This window comes from Streptomyces sp. NPDC107562 (genome assembly GCF_055657325.1).
In genome coordinates this window covers 827,976-846,691 of sequence record NZ_JBVKBE010000002.1, presented here as the reverse complement: position 1 = coordinate 846,691, position 18,716 = coordinate 827,976, and the positions used below count along the sequence as shown (strand labels likewise).

Here is an 18,716-nt window from a genome sequence, read left to right as displayed (position 1 = left end):
ACGGTGAGCCTGGCGAAAACACCCGTGACGCCCGCGCAACGGGGCGGCAACGTCGGGGCGCAACGATCGGTTCATGACCGCGTTGCTCCCGCTTCACGACGAGTCCGGCCAGGGCCCCGGGTCCCCGGCGCTGGTCCTGGTGGCCCACGGCAGCCGCGACCCGCGCACCCTCGCCACGGTCCACGCCCTGCTCGACCGCGTCCAAGAGCTGCGCCCCGGCCTGCGGGTGCACCTCGGCCACATCGAGCTGAACGAGCCCCTGCTGCCCGACACCCTCGCCGCCCTCGGCGACGACGACGCGATCCTCGTACCTCTCCTGCTCAGCCGCGGCCACCACATCAAGCGGGACGTCCCCGAGATGGCCGCCGCCGCGCGGGCCCGCACCCGGGTGGCCGCGCCGCTCGGCCCGCACCGCCTCCTCGTGGAGACCCTGTGCGCCCGCCTCGCCGAGGCGGGCTGGCGCGGCCCCGTGACGGAGTCCGAACGCCGCTCGACCGCCGTGGTGCTCGCCGCGGCCGGCTCCCGCGACCCCGACGCCGCGACCGACACCGGCCGCACCGCGCGGCTCCTCGCCGCGCGCCTCGGCGTCCCGGTCCTCGCGGCCTACGCCTCGGCCACCTCCCCCACGGTGGCGCAGGCGCTCGGCGCCCTCAGGTCGCAGGGCCGTCGGCGCACGGCCCTGGCCTCGTACTTCACGGCGCCGGGCCGCTTCGCGCGGGAGTGCGCGCAGGCGGCGCCGGGCATCACCGCGGCCCCCTTGGGAGCCCACCCCCTGATGGCCCACCTGATACTCACCCGCTACGACGAGGCAAGCTCCCCCACCCGCCCCCTCCTCCACCACCCGACCCCGGCCTGACGCCCTTGGGCGCGCCCCGACGGCCCTCCACCAACCGACCCCGGCTTGACGCCGTTGGGGGCGCGGGGAACTGCGCGACAAGCCACGATCCACCCGCACCCGCCCCCCACCCCGACGGCCCTCCGAAAACTGGCGCTGGCCCGACGTCCTTGGGGGCGCGGGGAACTGCGCGACAAGCCACGATCCACCCGCACCCGCCCCATACCCCGACGGCCCTCCGAAAACTGGCGCCGGCCCGACGCCCTTGGGGGCGCGGGGAACTGCGCGACAAGCCACGATCCACCCGCACCCGCCCCCACACCCCGACGGCCCTCCACCCACCGACCCCGGCCCGACGCCCTTGGGGGCGCGGGGAACTGCGCGACAAGCCACCAACCACCCGCACCCGCCCCAACACACCACGACCCGGCAGACGCGTACGCGTTTGTCACCCCCTGCACTTACTGTCGAGTCATGGAAGGCACCGCACAGCAGCCGCACGAGAACCACATCCCTCCCCCCGGCTACGACCCGACGTCGGTCGAACGCTATGCCCCCGAGCCCGACAAACGCCCCGGCCGCACAGCCTTCCAACGAGACCGCGCCCGCATCCTGCACTCCGCCGCCCTGCGCAGGCTCGCCGGCAAGACCCAGGTGGTGACCCCCGGAGGGACCGGCGCGGCCTGGGACCCCAGCCCCCGCACCCGCCTGACCCACTCGCTCGAATGCGCCCAGGTGGGCCGCGAACTCGGCGCGGCCCTCGGCTGCGACCCCGACCTGGTCGAGGCCGCCTGCCTCTCCCACGACCTCGGTCACCCGCCCTTCGGGCACAACGGCGAACAGGCACTCAACGAATTCGCCGAGGACTGCGGCGGTTTCGAGGGCAACGCCCAGTCCCTCAGGCTCCTGACCCGCATCGAGCCCAAGCGCTTCACCCCGGACGGCTCCGTGGGCCTCAACCTCACCCGCGCCGCCCTCGACGCCGCCACCAAGTACCCCTGGCCGCGCGGCGCCCACCCCACCGACCCGGCCTCCCCGAAGTTCGGTGTGTACGAGGACGACCGCCCGGTCTTCGACTGGGCCCGCAAGGACGCCCCCGGCACCCGCATCTGCTTCGAGGCCCAGGTCATGGACTGGTCGGACGACGTGGCGTACTCGGTCCACGACGTCGAGGACGGCCTGCACGCCGGCCACATCGACCCCAACTGCCTGCACGCGGAGCCGGAACGGCAGGCGGTGTTCGAGGTCGCCGTCGGCCGGTACGTCCCGGCGGACACCGACCCGGCCGAACTCGCCGCCGCCCTCGACCGGCTCCTCGACGAGGAGTGGTGGCCGCACGGCTACGACGGCACGGCCCAGGCGCAGGCCCGGCTCAAGGACGCGACCAGCCAGCTCATCGGCCGCTTCTGCCTGGCCGCCGAGACCGCCACCCGCGAAGCGTTCGGCGCCGGCCGGCTCACCCGGTACGTCGCCGAACTGGTCGTCCCCCGCGAGACCCGGATGGAGTGCGCGGTGCTGAAGGCGGTCGCCGACCGGTACGTCATGCAGCGTGCCGAACAGGCCCGGCTGCGCGCCGATCAGCGGGTGGTCGTCGCCGAGCTGGCGGAGGCACTCACCGCCCGCGCGCCGGACGGACTGGACCCGCAGTTCCGCGCGTTGTTCGACCGGGCGCCCGACGACCGCGCCCGCAAACGGGTGATCGTCGACCAGATCGCGTCCCTGACGGACGTCTCCGCGCGCTCGCTCCACGTGCGGCTGACGGCGCACCTGTGAGACCAACGCGCCACGGGGACCCCCACCAGGCGCCGAAGGTGACCCTGCGTGGCCTGATCGGGGCACCCCCTCTTCCCGCATCACGCTGCGTGCGGGACGCTCGCATATGACCGCACGTTGAACTTGCACGGGGCGGCACGATTAAGAGGAGGCATCAAGTGGTCGACGCGGATCAGACGTTCGTCATCGTCGGAGGAGGGCTCGCCGGTGCGAAGGCGGCCGAGACGCTGCGGGCGGAGGGCTTCAGCGGCCGGGTGATACTGATCTGCGACGAACGCGACCACCCGTACGAGCGCCCGGCCCTCTCGAAGGGCTATCTGCTCGGCAAGGAGGAGCGCGACAGCGTCTTCGTGCACGAGCCCGCCTGGTATGCGCAGAACGACGTCGAACTGCATCTCGGCCAGACGGTCGACGCCATCGACCGCACGGCGAAGACGGTCCGCTTCGGCGAGGACGGCACCGTCGTCCGCTACGACAGGCTGCTGCTGGCCACCGGTTCCGAGCCCCGCCGCTTGGACGTCCCCGGCACCGACCTGGCCGGCGTGCACCATCTGCGCCGCCTCGCGCACTCCGAGCGGCTGCGCGGCGTCCTGCAGTCGCTGGGCAGGGACAACGGCCATCTGGTCGTCGCCGGCGCGGGCTGGATCGGCCTGGAGGTCGCGGCGGCGGCCCGGGAGTACGGCGCGGAGGTCACGGTCGTCGAACCGGAGCCGACCCCGCTGCACGGTGTGCTCGGCCCGGAGCTGGGCGCCCTCTTCGCCGAGCTGCACCAGGACCACGGTGTCCGGTTCCGCTTCGGGGTCCGGCTGACCGAGATCGTCGGCCAGGACGGCATGGTGCTGGCCGCCCGCACGGACGACGGCGAGGAGCACCCCGCGCACGACGTGCTGGCCGCGATCGGCGCCGCCCCCCGGACCGGGCTGGCCGAGGCGGCGGGCCTGGAGATCGCGGACCGGGCGCACGGCGGGGGCGTCGTGGTCGACGAGCGGCTGCGCACCTCCGACCCGGACATCTTCGCCACCGGCGACGTCGCCGCCTTCCCGCACGCCCTCTTCGACACCCGCATCCGCGTCGAGCACTGGGCGAACGCGCTGAACGGCGGCCCGGCAGCGGCGAGGGCGATGCTGGGCCGGCCGGTGACGTACGACCGGGTGCCCTACTTCTTCTCCGACCAGTACGACCTCGGCATGGAGTACTCCGGGTGGGCGCCGCCGGGGACGTACGACCAGGTGGTGATCCGCGGGGACGCGGGCAAGCGGGAGTTCATCGCGTTCTGGCTGGCCGAGGGCCGGGTGCTGGCCGGGATGAACGTGAACGTGTGGGACGTCACAGAGCCCATCCAGAACCTGATCCGCTCGCAGGCGCCCCTGGACGCCGACGCCCTGGCCGACCCGCACGTCCCGCTGGACAGTCTGCTCCCGTAGCCGACGGGACTGTCGTTCCGTCCCCGTAGAATCACCTCGTGGCAGGACGGATCAACGACGAGGACGTGAAGGCGGTACGGGACGCGGTCCCGATCGACGCCGTCGTGTCCGAGTACCTCCAGCTGCGGAACGCGGGCGGCGGAAACCTCAAGGGGCTGTGCCCCTTCCACGACGAGAAGTCGCCGTCCTTCCAGGTCAGCCCCAGCAAGGGACTCTTCCACTGCTTCGGCTGCCAGGAGGGCGGCGACACCATCACGTTCGTGATGAAGGTCGACCACCTCTCCTTCTCGGAGGCCGTGGAGCGCCTCGCCGCCCAGGCCGGCATCACCCTGCGCTACGAGGAGGGCGGCTACAACCCCGCCCACCAGCGCGGCGAGCGCATCCGCCTGGTCGAGGCCCACAAGATCGCCGCCGAGTGGTACGCGGAACAGCTCGCCACCGGCCCGGAGGCGGAGACCGGCCGGGTCTTCCTCGCCGACCGCGGCTTCGACCAGTCGGCGGCCGTCCACTTCGGCGTCGGCTACAGCCCCCAGGGCTGGGACCACCTCACGCGTCACCTCCGCGGCAAGGGCTTCACCGACAAGGAGCTGCTGCTCTCCGGCCTCTCCCAGGAGGGCCGCCGCGGCCCCATCGACCGCTTCCGCGGCCGGCTGATGTGGCCGATCCGGGACATCGGCGGCGAGGTCGTCGGCTTCGGCGCCCGCAAGCTCTACGAGGCGGACAACGGCCCGAAGTACCTCAACACGCCCGAAACGGCGATCTACAAGAAGTCCCAGGTCCTCTACGGCATCGACCTGGCCAAGAAGGAGATCGCCAAGACCAGCCGCGCGGTGGTCGTCGAGGGCTACACGGACGTCATGGCCTGCCACCTCGCCGGTGTGACCACGGCCATCGCCACCTGCGGCACGGCGTTCGGCGGCGACCACATCAAGATCCTCCGCCGCCTCCTCATGGACAACGGCTCGGCCCGCGTGATCTTCACCTTCGACGGCGACGCGGCCGGCCAGAAAGCGGCCCTGCGCGCCTTCGAGGACGACCAGAAGTTCGCCGCCGAGACCTACATCGCGATCGCCCCGGACGGCATGGACCCCTGCGACCTGCGGCTCGCCAAGGGCGACGACGCGGTGTCCGACCTGGTCGAACCCCGCACGCCGCTCTTCGAGTTCGCCCTGCGCCAGATCGTCGTCCGCTACGACCTCGACACCCCGGCCGGCCGGGCCGCCGCCCTCGACGAGGCCGCCCCGATCGTCGCCCGGATCAAGAACAGCGGCGCCCAGCACGAGGTCGCCGTCCAGCTCGCCGGCATGCTCGGCATCCTGGACACCCAGTTCGTGGTCAAGCGCGTGGCGCAACTGGCCCGCTGGGCCCGGGACCGCGGCGGCAAGGGCCCGGCCCCGACGCGACCGCAGCAGCCGTACGACGCCGCCCCCGCCCCCCGGACGTCGGGCCCGGCCCTGACACTGCGCAACCCGGTGTACGCCACCGAGCGCGAGCTCCTCAAACTCGCTCTCCAGCGACCCGAGTTGGTCTCCCCGGCCTTCGACGCCTACGGCGTCGACGAGTTCACCGCCGCGCCCTACGCCGCCGTACGCCAGGCGGTCCTGGACGCGGGCGGCGCCGAGTACGGCGTGCAGGACCCGCAGCAGTACCTGATCCGGGTCCGGGAGGCGGCCCCGGACGACGCCGTCCGCGCGATGGTCACGGAGCTGGCGGTCGAGGCGATCATGCGCCGCACGGTCGACGAGGCGTACGCGGGGGAGCAGCTGGTCTGGGTCCGCCGCCGCGCCGTCGACCGCCGCATCCAGGACGTCCAGAGCGCCCTGGCCCGCCTGGGCAGCAGCGGCGACGCGGCCCAACTCGCGGCCGTGCAGAACGAGTTGTGGGTGCTCCAGCAGTACGGGCAGGCACTGCGGGAGCGCGGCGCCGCCGCTCTGTGACCCCCGGGCGGATCGCCCCCGGGGTCCCGTGATGACCGCCCCGTCACGGGCCGGACGCAAAAAGTCACCGCACGCCCCTCGTGGCGGCGATGTGTCGTACCCCACACTGGGTCCCGGTGCCTGAGTCCTCGGAGCGCGGCCGATCCGTCCTCGACGGATCCCTCGCCCACGCTGTTCCGCCCGTCGCGTGCGGGACGGACAGCGGCGAGGCCGCCGACTCCGTCCCCCGAGCAGCGCTGCCGCACGTCTCAGCAGCGATCATCCTGGAGGTCGCCCCCGTGCAGACCCAGACCCTCATCCAGACCGACGCCGGCAGTGCCACCGGCGCTGACGGCACCGCGCCGGACGCGGAGCCCGGAGTACTGGTGGCCGTGCCGCCGCAGGGCCGGGCCGCGCGCCACCCGGAGACGGAACCGCCCGAGGTCACGGAGGCCGCCGGGCACCCCGAGGAGGCCGCCGACGCGCCCGGCCCCGGCGAGCCGGCCGACGCGGAACCGGTGATCCAGGACGAGCCGGTGGAACCGCCCGTGCCCAGCCGGGCCGACACCGGCGGCCCGTCCTCGGACCTGTTCCGTCAGTACCTGAGGGAGATCGGCCGCATCCCGCTGCTCAGCGCGGCCGAGGAGGTCGAACTCGCGCGCCGGGTCGAGGCCGGCCTGTTCGCCGAGGCGAAGCTGAGCGGCGCGGCCGACCTGGACTCCCAGCTGGCGCTGGACCTGGACCGCCTGGTCGTCATGGGCAGGATGGCCAAACGCCGGCTCATCGAGGCGAACCTGCGGCTCGTCGTCTCGGTCGCCAAGCGGTACGTCGGCCGTGGCCTGACCATGCTGGACCTGGTGCAGGAGGGCAACCTCGGCCTCATCCGCGCGGTCGAGAAGTTCGACTACGCGCGCGGCTACAAGTTCTCCACGTACGCGACCTGGTGGATCCGCCAGGCCATGTCCCGCGCCCTGGCCGACCAGGCCCGCACGATCCGGGTCCCCGTCCACGTGGTGGAGTTGATCAACCGCGTGGTCCGGGTGCAGCGCCGGATGCTCCAGGAGCGCGGCTACGAACCCACTCCCGAAGAGGTCGCCGCCCATCTCGACCTGCCGCCCGAGCGGGTCGGCGAGGTGCTGCGCCTCGCCCAGGAGCCGGTCTCCCTGCACGCCCCCGTGGGCGAGGAGGACGACGTGGCCCTCGGCGACCTGATCGAGGACGGCGACGCGGCCAGCCCCGTGGAATCGGCCGCCTTCCTCCTCCTTCGGGAGCACCTGGAGGCGGTCCTGTCGACCCTGGGCGAGCGGGAGCGCAAGGTCGTCCAGCTCCGCTACGGCCTGGACGACGGCCGCCCCCGCACGCTGGAGGAGATCGGCCGGATCTTCGGCGTCACCCGCGAGCGGATACGCCAGATCGAGTCGAAGACCCTGAACAAGCTGCGCGACCACGCCTTCGCGGACCAGCTGAGGGGCTACCTGGACTGACCCGTGACCCGGGGGTGCCGCCGTGGCAGTGGCGGCGGCACCCCCGGACGGGCCACCGGCTCAGTCGACCTCGGCCACCGCCTCCGCGAACTGCGCCTTGTACAGGCGTGCGTAGGCACCGCCGGCGGCCAGCAGCGCGGAGTGCGCCCCCTGCTCGACGATCGCCCCGTTCTCCATGACCAGGATCGTGTCCGCGTCCCGGACGGTCGACAGCCGGTGCGCGATCACGAACGAGGTCCGGCCGTGCGCGAGCTTCGCCATCGCCTTCTGGATCAGCACCTCGGTGCGGGTGTCCACGGAGGACGTCGCCTCGTCCAGCACCAGGATCACCGGGTCGGACAGGAACGCCCGCGCGATCGTGATGAGCTGCTTCTCACCCGCGCTGACCCCCGCCCCGTCGTCGTCGATCACCGTGTCGTAGCCGTCGGGCAGCGTACGGATGAAGCGGTCGGCGTGTGCCGCCCGCGCCGCCTCCTCGATCTCGCCCCGGGTGACCTCGCGGGCCGCCCCGTACGCGATGTTCTCGGCGATCGTCCCGCCGAACAGCCAGGTGTCCTGCAACACCATCCCGATCCCGGCCCGCAGTTCGTCGCGGGACATCCGCGCGATGTCGGCCCCGTCGAGCGTGATCCGGCCCCCGGACACCTCGTAGAACCGCATCAGCAGATTGACCAGCGTGGTCTTGCCCGCCCCGGTCGGTCCGACGATCGCGACCGTCTGCCCCGGCTCCACCGCCAGCGTCAGATCCTCGATCAGCGGCTTGTCCGGGTCGTACCGGAAGGACACGCCCTCCAGCGCCACCCGGCCCCGCAGCTTCGGCGGTCGCAGCCCCGGCACGGGGTCCGCCGACTGCTCCGGCGCGTCCAGGAGTTCGAAGACGCGCTCGGACGAGGCCACCCCGGACTGCACCAGGTTCGCCATCGAGGCGAGCTGCGTCAGGGGCATCGAGAACTGCCGCGAGTACTGGATGAAGGCCTGCACGTCACCGATCGACAGCGAGCCGGAGGCGACCCGCAGCCCGCCGACCACCGCGACCAGCACGTAGTTCAGGTTCGACACGAACAGCATCAGCGGCTGCATGACCCCGCTGTTGAACTGCGCCCGGAACCCGGCCTCGTACAGCGCCTCGTTCTGCTCGGCGAACTGCCGTGCCGACTCCTCCTGCCGCCCGAACACCTTCACCAGCGTGTGCCCGGTGTACATCTCCTCCACATGCGCGTTCAGCTGACCCGTCGAGCGCCACTGCTGCACGAAGTGCGGCTGCGACCGCTTGCCCACGTACGTCGCCACGGACAGCGACAGCGGGACCGTCACCAGCGCCACCAGCGCCAGGATCCAGGACACCCAGAACATCATCGCCAGCACGCCGATGATGGTCAGCAGCGAGTTGATCAGCTGGCCCATCGACTGCTGGAGGGTCTGGCCGATGTTGTCGATGTCGTTGGTCGCCCGGCTCAGCACCTCACCGCGCTGCCGCTTGTCGAAGTACGACAGGGGCAGCCGCGACAGCTTCGTCTGCACGTCCTCGCGCATCCGGTACATCGTCCGGTTGACGGCCCGGTTCACCAGCCGCGTCGCCACCGCCATCAGCAGCCCCGCGACCACGAACACCACCAGCGCCAGCAGCAGTACGTTGCCCACCGCGTCGAAGTCGATGCCCTGGCCCGGCGTGAAGTCCGTGCTGCGGAGCATGTCGGCCACGGCGCCGTCACCGCGCTCGCGCATGGCGTCGAGCGCCTGCTCCTTGCTCGTCCCGGCCGGCAGCTCCCGGCCGACGATCCCCGCGAACACCAGATCGGTGGCGTCGCCCAGGATCTTCGGCCCGATCACCGACAGCCCCACGCTCACCACCACGCACAGCAGCAGCGCCCCGATGGTCAGCCGCTCGTGCCGGAACCGGCCGACCAGCCGGCGTCCCGACACCCGGAAGTCCATCGAGCGATGGTCGGGGCCGGTCCCGGCCATCATCCGCCCCATCGGACCGGCCATCAGGCAGCCTCCGCTTCCGTCAGCTGGGAGAGCACGATCTCCCGGTAGGTCTCGTTGTCCGCCATCAGCTCGCGGTGCGTCCCGGTGCCCACCACCCGGCCGGCGTCCAGCACGACGATCCGGTCGGCGTCCCGGATGGTCGCCACCCGCTGCGCGACGATCACCACGGTCGCCCGCGCGGTCTCCCGGGTGAGCGCCGCGCGCAGCGCGGCGTCGGTGGCGTAGTCGAGGGCGGAGAAGGAGTCGTCGAACAGGTAGATCTCGGGGCGCTGCACCAGCGTCCGCGCGATCGCGAGCCGCTGTCGCTGACCGCCGGAGACGTTGGTCCCGCCCTGCGCGACCGGCGCGTCAAGACCGCCCTCCAGCTCCTCGACGAACGCCTTGGCCTGCGCCACCTCCAGCGCGTGCCACAGTTCCTCGTCGGTCGCGTCGGGATTGCCGTACCGGAGGTTGGTCGCGACCGTGCCGGCGAAGAGGTACGGCTTCTGCGGCACCAGCCCGACGGTGCGGGCCAGCACCCTCGGGTCGATCGTCCGGACGTCCACCCCGTCGACCAGCACCTGTCCGTCGGTGACGTCGAAGAGCCGGGGCACCAGCCCGAGCAGCGTGGACTTGCCGCTGCCGGTCGAGCCGATCACGGCGGTGGTCTCACCGGGCCGGGCGACCATCTCGATGCCCCTCAGCACCGGCTCCTCGGCACCCGGGTAGCGGAAGCCGGCCCCGCGGATCTCCAGATGCCCGTGCCGGTGCAGTTCGCGCACCGGCGCCACCGGCGGCACGACGCTGGAGCCGGTCTCCAGCACGTCCTGGATCCGTTCGGCGCACACCTCGGCGCGCGGCACCATCATGAACATGAAGGTGGCCATCATCACGGACATCACGATCTGCAGCAGATAGGCGAGGTACGCCGTCAGATCGCCGATCTGCATCCCGCCGCTGTCGATGCGGTGGGCGCCGAACCACACCACCGCGATCGACGAGACGTTCACGACCGTCATGACGATCGGGAACATCAGCGCGAGCAGCTTGCCGGTGCCGAGCGACACCTCCGTCAGGTCGGCGTTGGCCTTCCGGAAGCGGTCCTGCTCGTACCCGTCGCGCACGAAGGCGCGGATCACCCGGTTGCCGGTGATCTGCTCGCGCAGCACCCGGTTGACCGTGTCCAACCGCACCTGCATCGACCGGAACAGCGGCCGCAGCGACCGCACGATCAGGGTCACGGTGAGGCCCAGCACCGGCACCACGGCGACCAGTACCCCGGACAGCGGCACGTCCAGGCCGAGTGCCAGCACGATGCCGCCGACGCACATGATCGGTGCCGACACCATCAGGGTGAAGGTCATCAGGCACAGCATCTGCACCTGCTGCACGTCGTTCGTGGTCCGCGTGATCAGCGAGGGCGCGCCGAAATGGCCCACCTCACGCGCGGAGAACGACTGCACCCGGTCGAAGATCGCGGCGCGCACGTCCCGGCCGAGCGCCGAGGCGGTACGGGCGCCGTAGTAGACGGCACCGATGTTGCACACCACCTGGACCAGCGAGACGCCGATCATCACGGCGCCGAAGGACAGGATCCGACCGGTGTCGCCGAGGACGACACCGTTGTCGATGATGTGGGCGTTCAGCGTGGGCAGGTAGAGGGTCGCGCAGGTCTGCAGGAACTGGAGCAGCACCAGCACGGCGATAGGTCTCTTGTAGGGCCTGAGGTAGGTCCGCAGCAGTCGTATGAGCACGCTGTTCTCTCGGAGTCGGCGACAGGGGGTGAATGGTTGCCCCTGGCCCCTATCGTCGGACACTCCACCCGCGTTACCTCAACCCGTGCGGCCCGACGGCCGCTAGACGTGGAACGCGCCCGGATGGGTCTGCTCCCGCACCGAGACGTACTGCTGGCGCACCGCCTGCCCGACCGCCAGGTCCTCGCCGGGCTCCAGCACCTGCGCGACCGCGCCCTGCCAGGCCGGCGGCGTGCGCGGATCGAGGGTGCCCTGGGACGCACCGAGCGCCCATGCCGCCTGCCGGGCCGCCCCGATCGCCGCGTAGTCCGCGGGCTGGGGTACGACGACCTGCGCCCCGAACAGCGAGGGGGCCGAGGCCTGGACGGCCGGCAGCTCGGCCGCCGCCCCCAGCAGGAAGACCCGTCGCACCTCCACCCCGCGCCCGCGCAGGACGTCCAGCGCGTCGGCCAGGCCGCAGAGCATGCCCTCGAAGGAGGCCCGCGCCAGATGCTCCGCCTTCATCGACTCCCGCCGCAGCCCGGTCAGCGTCCCCGCGGTGTGCGGCAGCGCGGGCGTGCGCTCGCCCTCCAGATAGGGCAGCAGCACGAGACCGTGGGAGCCGGGTGTCGACTTCATCGCGAGGTCGGACAGGCTCTCCAGATCGGGCAGCCCGAGCAGCTCGGCGGTGCCGCGCAGGGTGCGCACCGCGTTCAGCGTGGTGACCACGGGCAGGTGCATGCCGGTGGCGTCGGCGAGGGAGGTGATCATCCCGGAGCCGTCCTGGAGCGCCTCGGGGTGCACGGCCATCACGGAACCGGAGGCACCGAGCGAGACGACCGCGTCCCCGAAACCGAGGCCCAGCCCGAAGGCGGCGGCCATGGTCTCGCCGGTCCCGGCGGAGATCAGCAGTCCCTCCGGCGTCGTGCCGGCCGCCTCGGACGGCCCGATCACCTCGGGCAGCATGACCTGGTGACCGAGCGCCAGCTCCACCAGGTCGGACCGGTAGCCGCCGGTGGCGGGGGACCAGTAGCCGGTGCCCGAGGCGCCACCCCGGTCGGTGGTCCGCCGGACCGGGCGGCCCAGCAACTGCCACACCAGCCAGTCGTGCGCCTGCATCAGCAGGGCGACCCGGGCCGCGTTCTCGGGTTCGTTGCGGGCGAGCCAGCGCAGCTTGGTCACCGGCTGGGCGGCCTGCGGCACGCAGCCCACGGCCTGCGCCCACGCCTCACGCCCGCCCAGCGCGTCGATCAGATCGGCCGCCGAGACCTGCGCCCGCTTGTCGCCGCCGACCAGCGCGGGCCGTACGGTGCCGCCCTGCGCGTCCAGCGGCACGACGGCGTTCTGCTGGGCGGAGACCCCGATGGCCTGCACGCCTTCCAGCAGTCCGCCGCCGGCGGCCTCGCCCAGGGACAGCAGCCACGCCTGTGGATCGACGTCGCTGGGCCGCCCGCCGCCCTCGGCGCCCTCCACCGGATGCGGCGCGTAGCCCTGCCGCAGCACGGCTCCGGTGTCCGCGTCGCAGACGACGATACGAGTGAAATCGGGCGAACTGTCCAACCCGGCGACTATCCCCATGGCTCAAATTCTGCCGCAGTACCGCGCATGCTCGGGCCGGGGGCGCCCTCTCAGGTGTTGCTCGTGCCCCAGTCGTCCTCCGCCGAGCCGTTGACGTTGCGCTCGCGCAGGGAGCGGACGCGGTGGGCGACCGAGTCGGGCATACGGTCGCCGACCTTCTCGCTCACCGTGTGGAACGCCTTGCCCGCGAACTGGCGGCCCTGCAGCGCGGCCGTCTCGGCGGTGTTGCGGACGGCGGGGTTCTGCGCGACCTGCCGCGCGGTCTTCTTCAGTTGCTCGTAGCGTTCGCGCCCGGCCCGTGTGCCCAGCACGTAACCCAGAGCGAGTCCGACGACGAACGTGAGCCGGTAACGCATGGCGGCCACCCTTCCCTTGCGTAGGTCCTCTGGCGCGGCCTCGAGCCGGGAGTACCGATTGGCGAAGCACCCCCCTGCTTGCGCTAATGTATGTGTCGCAGCGAGCGCGCGCCCCCTGGCGGATACCCAGGTGAGTACGTTCGATGCAACGAGGCATTCCTCCGTAGCTCAATTGGCAGAGCAGCCGGCTGTTAACCGGCAGGTTACTGGTTCGAGTCCAGTCGGGGGAGCTCGGTCCTCCGTAGCTCAATTGGCAGAGCAGCCGGCTGTTAACCGGCAGGTTACTGGTTCGAGTCCAGTCGGGGGAGCAGCCTGAAGAGGACCCCGTCGGGGTCCTTTTTCATGTCCGGCGGAACCGCCCGGGCCATGGGGAAGTCCTCAAGGTCATGTGAAGCCGACCATCCGGAGCAGGAGATCGTATGAGCGGCTATGCTGCGGCAGACGGCGCGTACAAATGTGCGCGACACGCCGCTATGGGGCGGTAGCTCAGCCGGTTAGAGCAGCGGACTCATAATCCGTCGGCCGTGGGTTCGAGTCCCACCCGCCCCACCACCCACCCCGGGTGCAGAAGCGTTTCTGGTCCATCGGGCCGCCGGGTTCAACGAGCGTGGGGCTCCGAGGACACCCACGTGGGTGATCGTCCCCTTCGCCGCGCCGGGGCCGGGCATGTCTGGGCGTGCGGCTGACGATGATGCGGGCGTGACCGCCGCGATCCTTCGCCCCCTGGTGTCGGCACTGCTGATGTCGACCACGCTGCTGATGCCCGCGCCCGCCCAAGCGGCCTCCCCGCCACGGCCGGTGTCCGCGGCGGAGCGCGGTACGGACGCGTATCTCGACGCCGTCCGGGACGACCCCCGGCTCCTGGCCGCATTCTTCCGCCGGCTGCCCAAAGGGGCCGACCTGCACCATCACCTCTCCGGTGCGGCCGCCACGGAGTATCTGATCGAGCTGGCCGCCGAGGACGGGCTGTGCGTCGACACCGCGACGACGACCGCCGTCGCGCCGCCGTGCGGGCCCGGGACCCGCCCGGCCGCCGACGCCCGTACCGACCGGGCCTTCCACGAGGTGATCCTGCGCGCCTGGTCCATGCACGGCTTCCCGCCCGGCGGGAGGGGCCACGACCACTTCTTCGCCACCTTCGGCAAGTTCGCGGCGGTGAGCGAGCCGCACCGCGGCAAGCTGCTGGCCGAGGTCGCGGACGACGTGGCCGCGCAGCAGCAGTTCTCCTTGGAGACCATGGTCACCCCGGCCGCCGCGGCGGCCGAGCGGCTCGCCGACGAGGTCGGCTGGGACAGCGACCTCACACGGATGTTCGCCGGACTCACGGCCGGGGGCGGGCTGGACCGGCTGGTGGCCGAGGCCCGCGCGGAGGCCGACGCCGCCGACGCCGAGTTCCGTACGGCCGCCCGCTGCGACACCGGTCGTCCGCGGCCCGCCTGCGCGCTGCCCGTCCGGTTCATCTCCCATGTGCTGCGCGGCGGTTCACCGGAGCGGGTGTTCACCCAGATCGCGCTCGGCATGCGCCTGGCCGAGGAGGACCCCCGTTTCGTCGCGGTCAACCTCGTCCAGCCCGAGGACGGGGAGGTCGCCCTGCGCGACTACCGCCTCCACATGCGCATGCTCGACCACCTGCGCCGCCTCCACCCCCGCGTGCACCTCACGCTGCACGCCGGAGAACTGGTGCCGGGGCTGGTCGAGCCCGAGGACCTGACGTTCCACATCCATGACGCCGTCCACGTCGCCGGCGCCGAGCGCGTCGGCCACGGGGTCGACCTGCTCCACGAGCACGACCGCCGGCGCACCCTGCGCACCATGGCCGCCCGCGAGATCGCCGTGGAGGTGCCCTTCACCAGCAACGCCCAGGTCCTCGGGGTGCGCGGCGACGACCATCCCTTCGACGTCTACCGCCGCCACGGCGTCCCCGTCGTGCTCGCCACCGACGACCCCGGCGTCAGCCGCACCGACATCGGCGCCGAGTACCGGTACGCGGCCTTGACCTACGGGTTGTCGTACCCGGAGCTGAAGGATCTGGCGCGGGCCTCGCTGGAGTACGCCTTCCTGCCGGGTCGGAGCCTGTGGCTCGGGAGCCCGGCGCGGGACGGATACCGGCCGGTGACCGCCTGCCGGGGACAGCGTTCCGGGGAGCCCGCACCCGGGACGGACTGCCGCCGGCTGCTGGAGCGCAGCTTCAGAGCCCGACTCCAGTGGCGGCAGGAGGCCGCCTTCGAGCGGTTCGAGGAGGCCTTCGGCGGCGGCGGGAAGCGGGGGACCGGCTTGTAAAGGGCCCGCTCATCGGCCCCTTCGCGCCAGGGCCCGGCGCAGCGCCTCGCGTACCTCGCCGGGCGGGGGCGGGGCCTTGCTCTCCGCGCCGGAGGTGATGGCCGCGGCGACCGTGTGGAGCTTGGTGTTGGACAGCTGGGAGGCCTCGCGCAGGATGTGCCAGGCCTCGTCGGAGGTGCAGGAGTGCGTGGCCATGAGGATGCCGCGGGCCTGGTCGATCACCGGGCGGGAGGCGATGGCCCGGCGCAGGTGCTCGATCTCCTCGCGCAGTTCGTGGAGCTGTTCCGCGCGCTCCAGGGACACGGAGGAGGACAGGGGGGCGCGCGAGCGCAGGCCCTGCGGGTTCGGGTCCACGGGGCGCAGGGGGTCGGAGGTGTCCAAGCCGATCAGCTCCAGGATGCGGCGCGGCTGGCCGTGCCAGTTGGTGGCGGAGACCGCGATCAGGTGTCGTTGCCCGTGGTCGCGCAGGGTGTCCAGGAAGTGTTGTCCCGCCGTGTCCATGAAGATCACGCCGGTCATGTCCAGCTCCACCCGCCGGGTGGAGGCGGGGAGTTCGGCGAGTGCCGCGGCCAGGACGGCATCGCATCCGTGGACGATCTCACCCCGCGCGCGGAGCACGGCCCGGTCACCGCCGTCCGCGCCCCCGTCGATGGTGAGTGGATACGACCGCTCCGCGAGAGAGGGTGGTGCCACTGGGGTCATGTCACCGCCTTCGTGGTCCCCTGAAGCCCTGGGCGGCCGTCGACGTCCTGGCGCGACGTCACTTCCGCCCACGGCTCTTCACGTTTCCCGATGTCGTGTGGAGCCCCCCGCCGCCCCGATGCTGAACGTGCGCCTGCCCGGGGTGCGGCGCCCTACACCCCTGGTCGCCGAACTTCCTGGATTGACCGGATCGCGTCGGGGTACGAGCGACGGTGACCAGGAGGAGGGGGAGTCGGCAGTGACCATCCGGTACCGCGTCACGCACCGTCCCGGCGGCACGGCGGCGGCGCTGACCGTCGCACCGCTGGCCGAGCGGTGCGGCGTGCGCGCGGTGGGCGAGGTGGGGCTGACCACGCGACGGATCTGGCAGAGCGCGCTGGAAGAGGTGGTGCGCGACGGCCGGGACGTGTGCCATCTGGAGCTGTCCGCCGTGACGTTCGTGGACGTCGGGGGCGCCGACGTGCTCGTGGACGCCGCGCGGCGGCTGCCCGACGGCCGGCGGATCGTGCTGCACCGGCCGCCGCGGGCCCTGTGCCGGACACTGGAACTGTTCTGGCCCGATCTGTCGGCGATCGAGGTGACGACGTCATGAGCGCACCGGCCGAGTCCTTCGACTCCGTCGGGTCCGCCGACCGTCCGGCCCGGTCCGAACCCTTCGCGCACCCCGCCCTGTTCTACGCCGGCGAGACCGAGTACCTCGACGGCGTCCTCCCTTTCGTCCGCGCGGGCCTCGCCGCCGGGGAGCCGGTGGCGGTGGCCGTGCCCGGCCGGAACCTGACCCTGATCCGGGACGGGCTCGGCGACCTGGCCGACGCGGTGCGACTGCTCGACATGCGCGAGGCCGGGCGCAACCCCGGCCGCATCCTCCCCGGTGTGCTCCACGCGTTCGCCGACGCCCAGCCGGCCGGCCGCCGGGTACGGATCGTCGGCGAGCCGATCTGGGCCGGCCGCACGCCCGCCGAGCAGCCCGCCTGCGCCCAGCACGAGGCCCTGATCAACGCCGCCTTCCGCGGCCGCCGGATGACCGTGCTGTGCCCGTACGACACCGCTGCCCTGGACGACGAGGTGCTCGCCGACGCCCGCGCCACCCATCCCACGGTCGTCACCGGGGGCCGGGAGCGGAGCAGCGCGGAGTACGACTGGGAGGGCGTCGCCCGCCGCTGCAACCTGCCCCTGCCCGTCGTGCCGGACGCGCCCGCCTTCCACTTCACCGCGGACACCCTGCCGGCCGTCCGGCACACCGCAACCGCCGAGGCGGCGCGGTGCGGGCTGGCCGGCATCCGGCTGGAGGACCTGGCGCTGGCCACCGCCGAGCTGACCACCAACAGCGTGGTGCACGGCGGCGGGTCCGGCGTGCTGCGGCTGTGGGCCGAGGACGGGCACGTGGTGTGCGAGGTGCGCGACGAGGGACGGCTGACGGATCCGCTGGCGGGCCGCCGCCCCGCCTCCCGTGACCAGCGCGGCGGTCGGGGGCTCCTGCTGGTGAACATGGTCGCCGATCTCGTCCGGGTGCACGCGGACGAGGCGGGCACGACGGTCCGCTGCTGGTTCTCCCGCTGAGGCGGCTACGCCGGGGGCTGCTGGAGGGTCAGGATCGTCGCGCGGACCTCCTCGATGGTCGCGTGGAGTTCGTCCACCGCCCGTCCGAGCCGCTCGTGGACGGCGCCGGCCTCGGCGCGGCGCTGCGCGCCCTCCAGCATCAGCGCGGTGGCGAACAGGCGTTGCACGACCAGGTCGTGCAGATCGCGGGCGATGCGGTCGCGGTCCTCGTAGACCGCGAGGCGGGCCCGGCTGTGCCGGGCGTCGGCGAGGACCAGGGCGAGCGCGGCCTGGGAGGCGAACTGGCCGGCCAGCAGCCGCTCCAGGGGTGTGTACGGGCGGTCGCCGCGCAGCCGGGGCAGGGCGAGGGTGCCGATCAGCCGGCCGCCCGACTGCAACGGCAGCAGCATGCTGGGGCCGAACCGGTGCCGCACCCGCGTCGTCATACGCGGGTCGGTCGCCGAGTCGTCGACGAAGACCGGCTCACCGCCGAGGAGTTGTTCGAGGACGGGGCTGCCGGGCGCGATGGTCGTGCCGACGAGGTCGGCGGGGTCCTCGTGGGCGGCGGCGACGATCTCCATGCCGCCCGCCGCGGTGGGCAGCAGGATGATGCCGGCGGCGGCGTCGGCGAGGAGCCGGGCCCGTTCGGCGACCGTCCTCAGGGCGTCGTCGGCGCTCTCACCGCCGAGCAGCGCGGTGGTGACGGCGGCCACGCCCTCGATCCAGCGCTCCCGCTGCCGGGCGGCCTCGTACAGCCGGGCGTTGCCGAGGGCGATGCCGGCCTGGGCGGCGAGGACGTGCAGCAGTTGCTCGTCCTCCGTGGTGAACGGCCCGCCGCCGTCCTTGCCGGCCAGCCGGAGATGGCCGAACTCCTCGTCGTCGACGTGGATCGGAACGTCGAGGGTGGGGGTGCGCGGGGGTGTGGTGGGCGAACCCGCCCCGCGGATCTCGTCCAGGCCGTCCTGGCCCGGGTCGCGCGGGCGGAGGGCGGCGTACCGGGCGCCGGTCAGTTCGGCCGCGCCGTCGACGATGCGCTGGAGGGTGGCGCGCAGACCCAGGTCGGCGCCGACGCCGAGGACGGCCCCGAGGAGGAGGGCGGGGAGGCGGGGTGCGTCGGGCATGTCGGCC

General features: G+C 72.7%; 13 protein-coding genes, 3 tRNA genes and 1 pseudogene. 11 read left to right on the top strand and 6 right to left on the bottom strand.

Going from position 1 to position 18,716, the window contains the following annotated elements; all coding sequences use genetic code 11:
- The first annotated feature begins 73 nt into the window (after nt 1-73).
- The 5 genes from ACZ7LV_RS09610 to ACZ7LV_RS09590 all read left to right on the top strand — a co-directional run bounded on the left by ACZ7LV_RS09610 (nt 74) and on the right by ACZ7LV_RS09590 (nt 7,432).
- Entirely contained in the window at nt 74-856 is a 783-nt protein-coding gene (locus ACZ7LV_RS09610; protein ID WP_471937481.1) for a sirohydrochlorin chelatase, read from the top strand.
- A 453-nt stretch (nt 857-1,309) separates the two neighbouring features.
- Complete coding sequence (locus tag ACZ7LV_RS09605) at nt 1,310-2,608, top strand: deoxyguanosinetriphosphate triphosphohydrolase (RefSeq protein WP_471937479.1); 1,299 nt, start codon at nt 1,310-1,312, stop codon at nt 2,606-2,608.
- Nucleotides 2,609-2,766: 158 nt separating this feature from the next.
- Entirely contained in the window at nt 2,767-4,032 is a 1,266-nt protein-coding gene (locus ACZ7LV_RS09600; RefSeq protein WP_471937477.1) for an NAD(P)/FAD-dependent oxidoreductase, read from the top strand.
- A gap of 38 nt (nt 4,033-4,070) precedes the next feature.
- The gene (dnaG, locus tag ACZ7LV_RS09595) at nt 4,071-5,969 is read left to right on the top strand and encodes a DNA primase (RefSeq protein WP_471937475.1); all 1,899 of its coding nucleotides are present in this window, start codon (nt 4,071-4,073) and stop codon (nt 5,967-5,969) included.
- 116 nt (nt 5,970-6,085) lie between these two features.
- Entirely contained in the window at nt 6,086-7,432 is a 1,347-nt protein-coding gene (locus ACZ7LV_RS09590; protein WP_471937473.1) for an RNA polymerase sigma factor, read from the top strand.
- A gap of 60 nt (nt 7,433-7,492) precedes the next feature.
- Here the strand turns inward: ACZ7LV_RS09590 and ACZ7LV_RS09585 are convergent, their stop codons facing one another.
- The 4 genes from ACZ7LV_RS09585 to ACZ7LV_RS09570 form a co-directional block, all read right to left on the bottom strand.
- Nucleotides 7,493-9,421 (bottom strand): ABC transporter ATP-binding protein, encoded by a 1,929-nt coding sequence (locus tag ACZ7LV_RS09585; RefSeq protein ID WP_471937471.1) that lies wholly within the window; start codon nt 9,419-9,421, stop codon nt 7,493-7,495.
- Nucleotides 9,421-11,154, bottom strand: a complete 1,734-nt coding sequence (locus ACZ7LV_RS09580) for an ABC transporter ATP-binding protein (protein WP_471937468.1) — start codon at nt 11,152-11,154, stop codon at nt 9,421-9,423. The genes ACZ7LV_RS09585 and ACZ7LV_RS09580 overlap by 1 nt, the downstream gene beginning before the upstream one ends.
- A gap of 102 nt (nt 11,155-11,256) precedes the next feature.
- The gene (locus tag ACZ7LV_RS09575) at nt 11,257-12,711 is read right to left on the bottom strand and encodes an FGGY family carbohydrate kinase (RefSeq protein WP_471937465.1); all 1,455 of its coding nucleotides are present in this window, start codon (nt 12,709-12,711) and stop codon (nt 11,257-11,259) included.
- Nucleotides 12,712-12,761: 50 nt separating this feature from the next.
- Nucleotides 12,762-13,067: a YtxH domain-containing protein gene (locus tag ACZ7LV_RS09570; protein WP_471937462.1), complete on the bottom strand. Its 306-nt coding sequence runs from the start codon at nt 13,065-13,067 to the stop codon at nt 12,762-12,764.
- 157 nt (nt 13,068-13,224) lie between these two features.
- Between ACZ7LV_RS09570 and ACZ7LV_RS09565 the strand changes: the two genes are divergently transcribed.
- The 4 genes from ACZ7LV_RS09565 (at nt 13,225) to ACZ7LV_RS09550 (ending at nt 15,347) form a co-directional block, all read left to right on the top strand.
- A tRNA-Asn gene (locus ACZ7LV_RS09565) sits at nt 13,225-13,297 on the top strand.
- 5 nt (nt 13,298-13,302) lie between these two features.
- Nucleotides 13,303-13,375 (top strand) — tRNA-Asn (locus ACZ7LV_RS09560).
- A gap of 167 nt (nt 13,376-13,542) precedes the next feature.
- A tRNA-Ile gene (locus tag ACZ7LV_RS09555) sits at nt 13,543-13,619 on the top strand.
- 114 nt (nt 13,620-13,733) lie between these two features.
- Complete coding sequence (locus ACZ7LV_RS09550; protein ID WP_471937460.1) at nt 13,734-15,347, top strand: adenosine deaminase family protein; 1,614 nt, start codon at nt 13,734-13,736, stop codon at nt 15,345-15,347.
- 9 nt (nt 15,348-15,356) lie between these two features.
- On the opposite strand, the gene ACZ7LV_RS09545 is transcribed toward ACZ7LV_RS09550, so the two are convergent.
- Entirely contained in the window at nt 15,357-16,049 is a 693-nt protein-coding gene (locus ACZ7LV_RS09545) for an ANTAR domain-containing response regulator (protein ID WP_471937457.1), read from the bottom strand.
- Nucleotides 16,050-16,287: 238 nt separating this feature from the next.
- Between ACZ7LV_RS09545 and ACZ7LV_RS09540 the strand changes: the two genes are divergently transcribed.
- Complete coding sequence (locus tag ACZ7LV_RS09540; RefSeq protein WP_471937454.1) at nt 16,288-16,641, top strand: STAS domain-containing protein; 354 nt, start codon at nt 16,288-16,290, stop codon at nt 16,639-16,641.
- Complete coding sequence (locus ACZ7LV_RS09535; protein ID WP_471937452.1) at nt 16,638-17,609, top strand: anti-sigma factor RsbA family regulatory protein; 972 nt, start codon at nt 16,638-16,640, stop codon at nt 17,607-17,609. Before ACZ7LV_RS09540 ends, ACZ7LV_RS09535 begins: the two co-directional genes overlap by 4 nt.
- Before the next feature lie 8 nt (nt 17,610-17,617).
- Here ACZ7LV_RS09535 and ACZ7LV_RS09530 read toward each other — a convergent pair.
- Nucleotides 17,618-18,709, bottom strand: a pseudogene (locus ACZ7LV_RS09530) (GAF domain-containing protein); the annotation flags it as partial.
- Between the last annotated feature and the right edge of the window lie 7 nt (nt 18,710-18,716).

Excerpts from the sequence above, each read along its gene's own strand:
- ACZ7LV_RS09605 (WP_471937479.1), top strand. The coding sequence starts at position 1,310 with ATGGAAGGCACCGCACAGCAGCCGCACGAGAACCACATCCCTCCCCCC.
- ACZ7LV_RS09575 (WP_471937465.1), bottom strand. The coding sequence starts at position 12,711 with ATGGGGATAGTCGCCGGGTTGGACAGTTCGCCCGATTTCACTCGTATC.
- ACZ7LV_RS09610 (WP_471937481.1), top strand. The coding sequence starts at position 74 with ATGACCGCGTTGCTCCCGCTTCACGACGAGTCCGGCCAGGGCCCCGGG.
- ACZ7LV_RS09585 (WP_471937471.1), bottom strand. The coding sequence starts at position 9,421 with ATGGCCGGTCCGATGGGGCGGATGATGGCCGGGACCGGCCCCGACCAT.
- ACZ7LV_RS09545 (WP_471937457.1), bottom strand. The coding sequence starts at position 16,049 with ATGACCCCAGTGGCACCACCCTCTCTCGCGGAGCGGTCGTATCCACTC.
- ACZ7LV_RS09535 (WP_471937452.1), top strand. The coding sequence starts at position 16,638 with ATGAGCGCACCGGCCGAGTCCTTCGACTCCGTCGGGTCCGCCGACCGT.
- ACZ7LV_RS09570 (WP_471937462.1), bottom strand. The coding sequence starts at position 13,067 with ATGCGTTACCGGCTCACGTTCGTCGTCGGACTCGCTCTGGGTTACGTG.
- ACZ7LV_RS09550 (WP_471937460.1), top strand. The coding sequence starts at position 13,734 with ATGTCTGGGCGTGCGGCTGACGATGATGCGGGCGTGACCGCCGCGATC.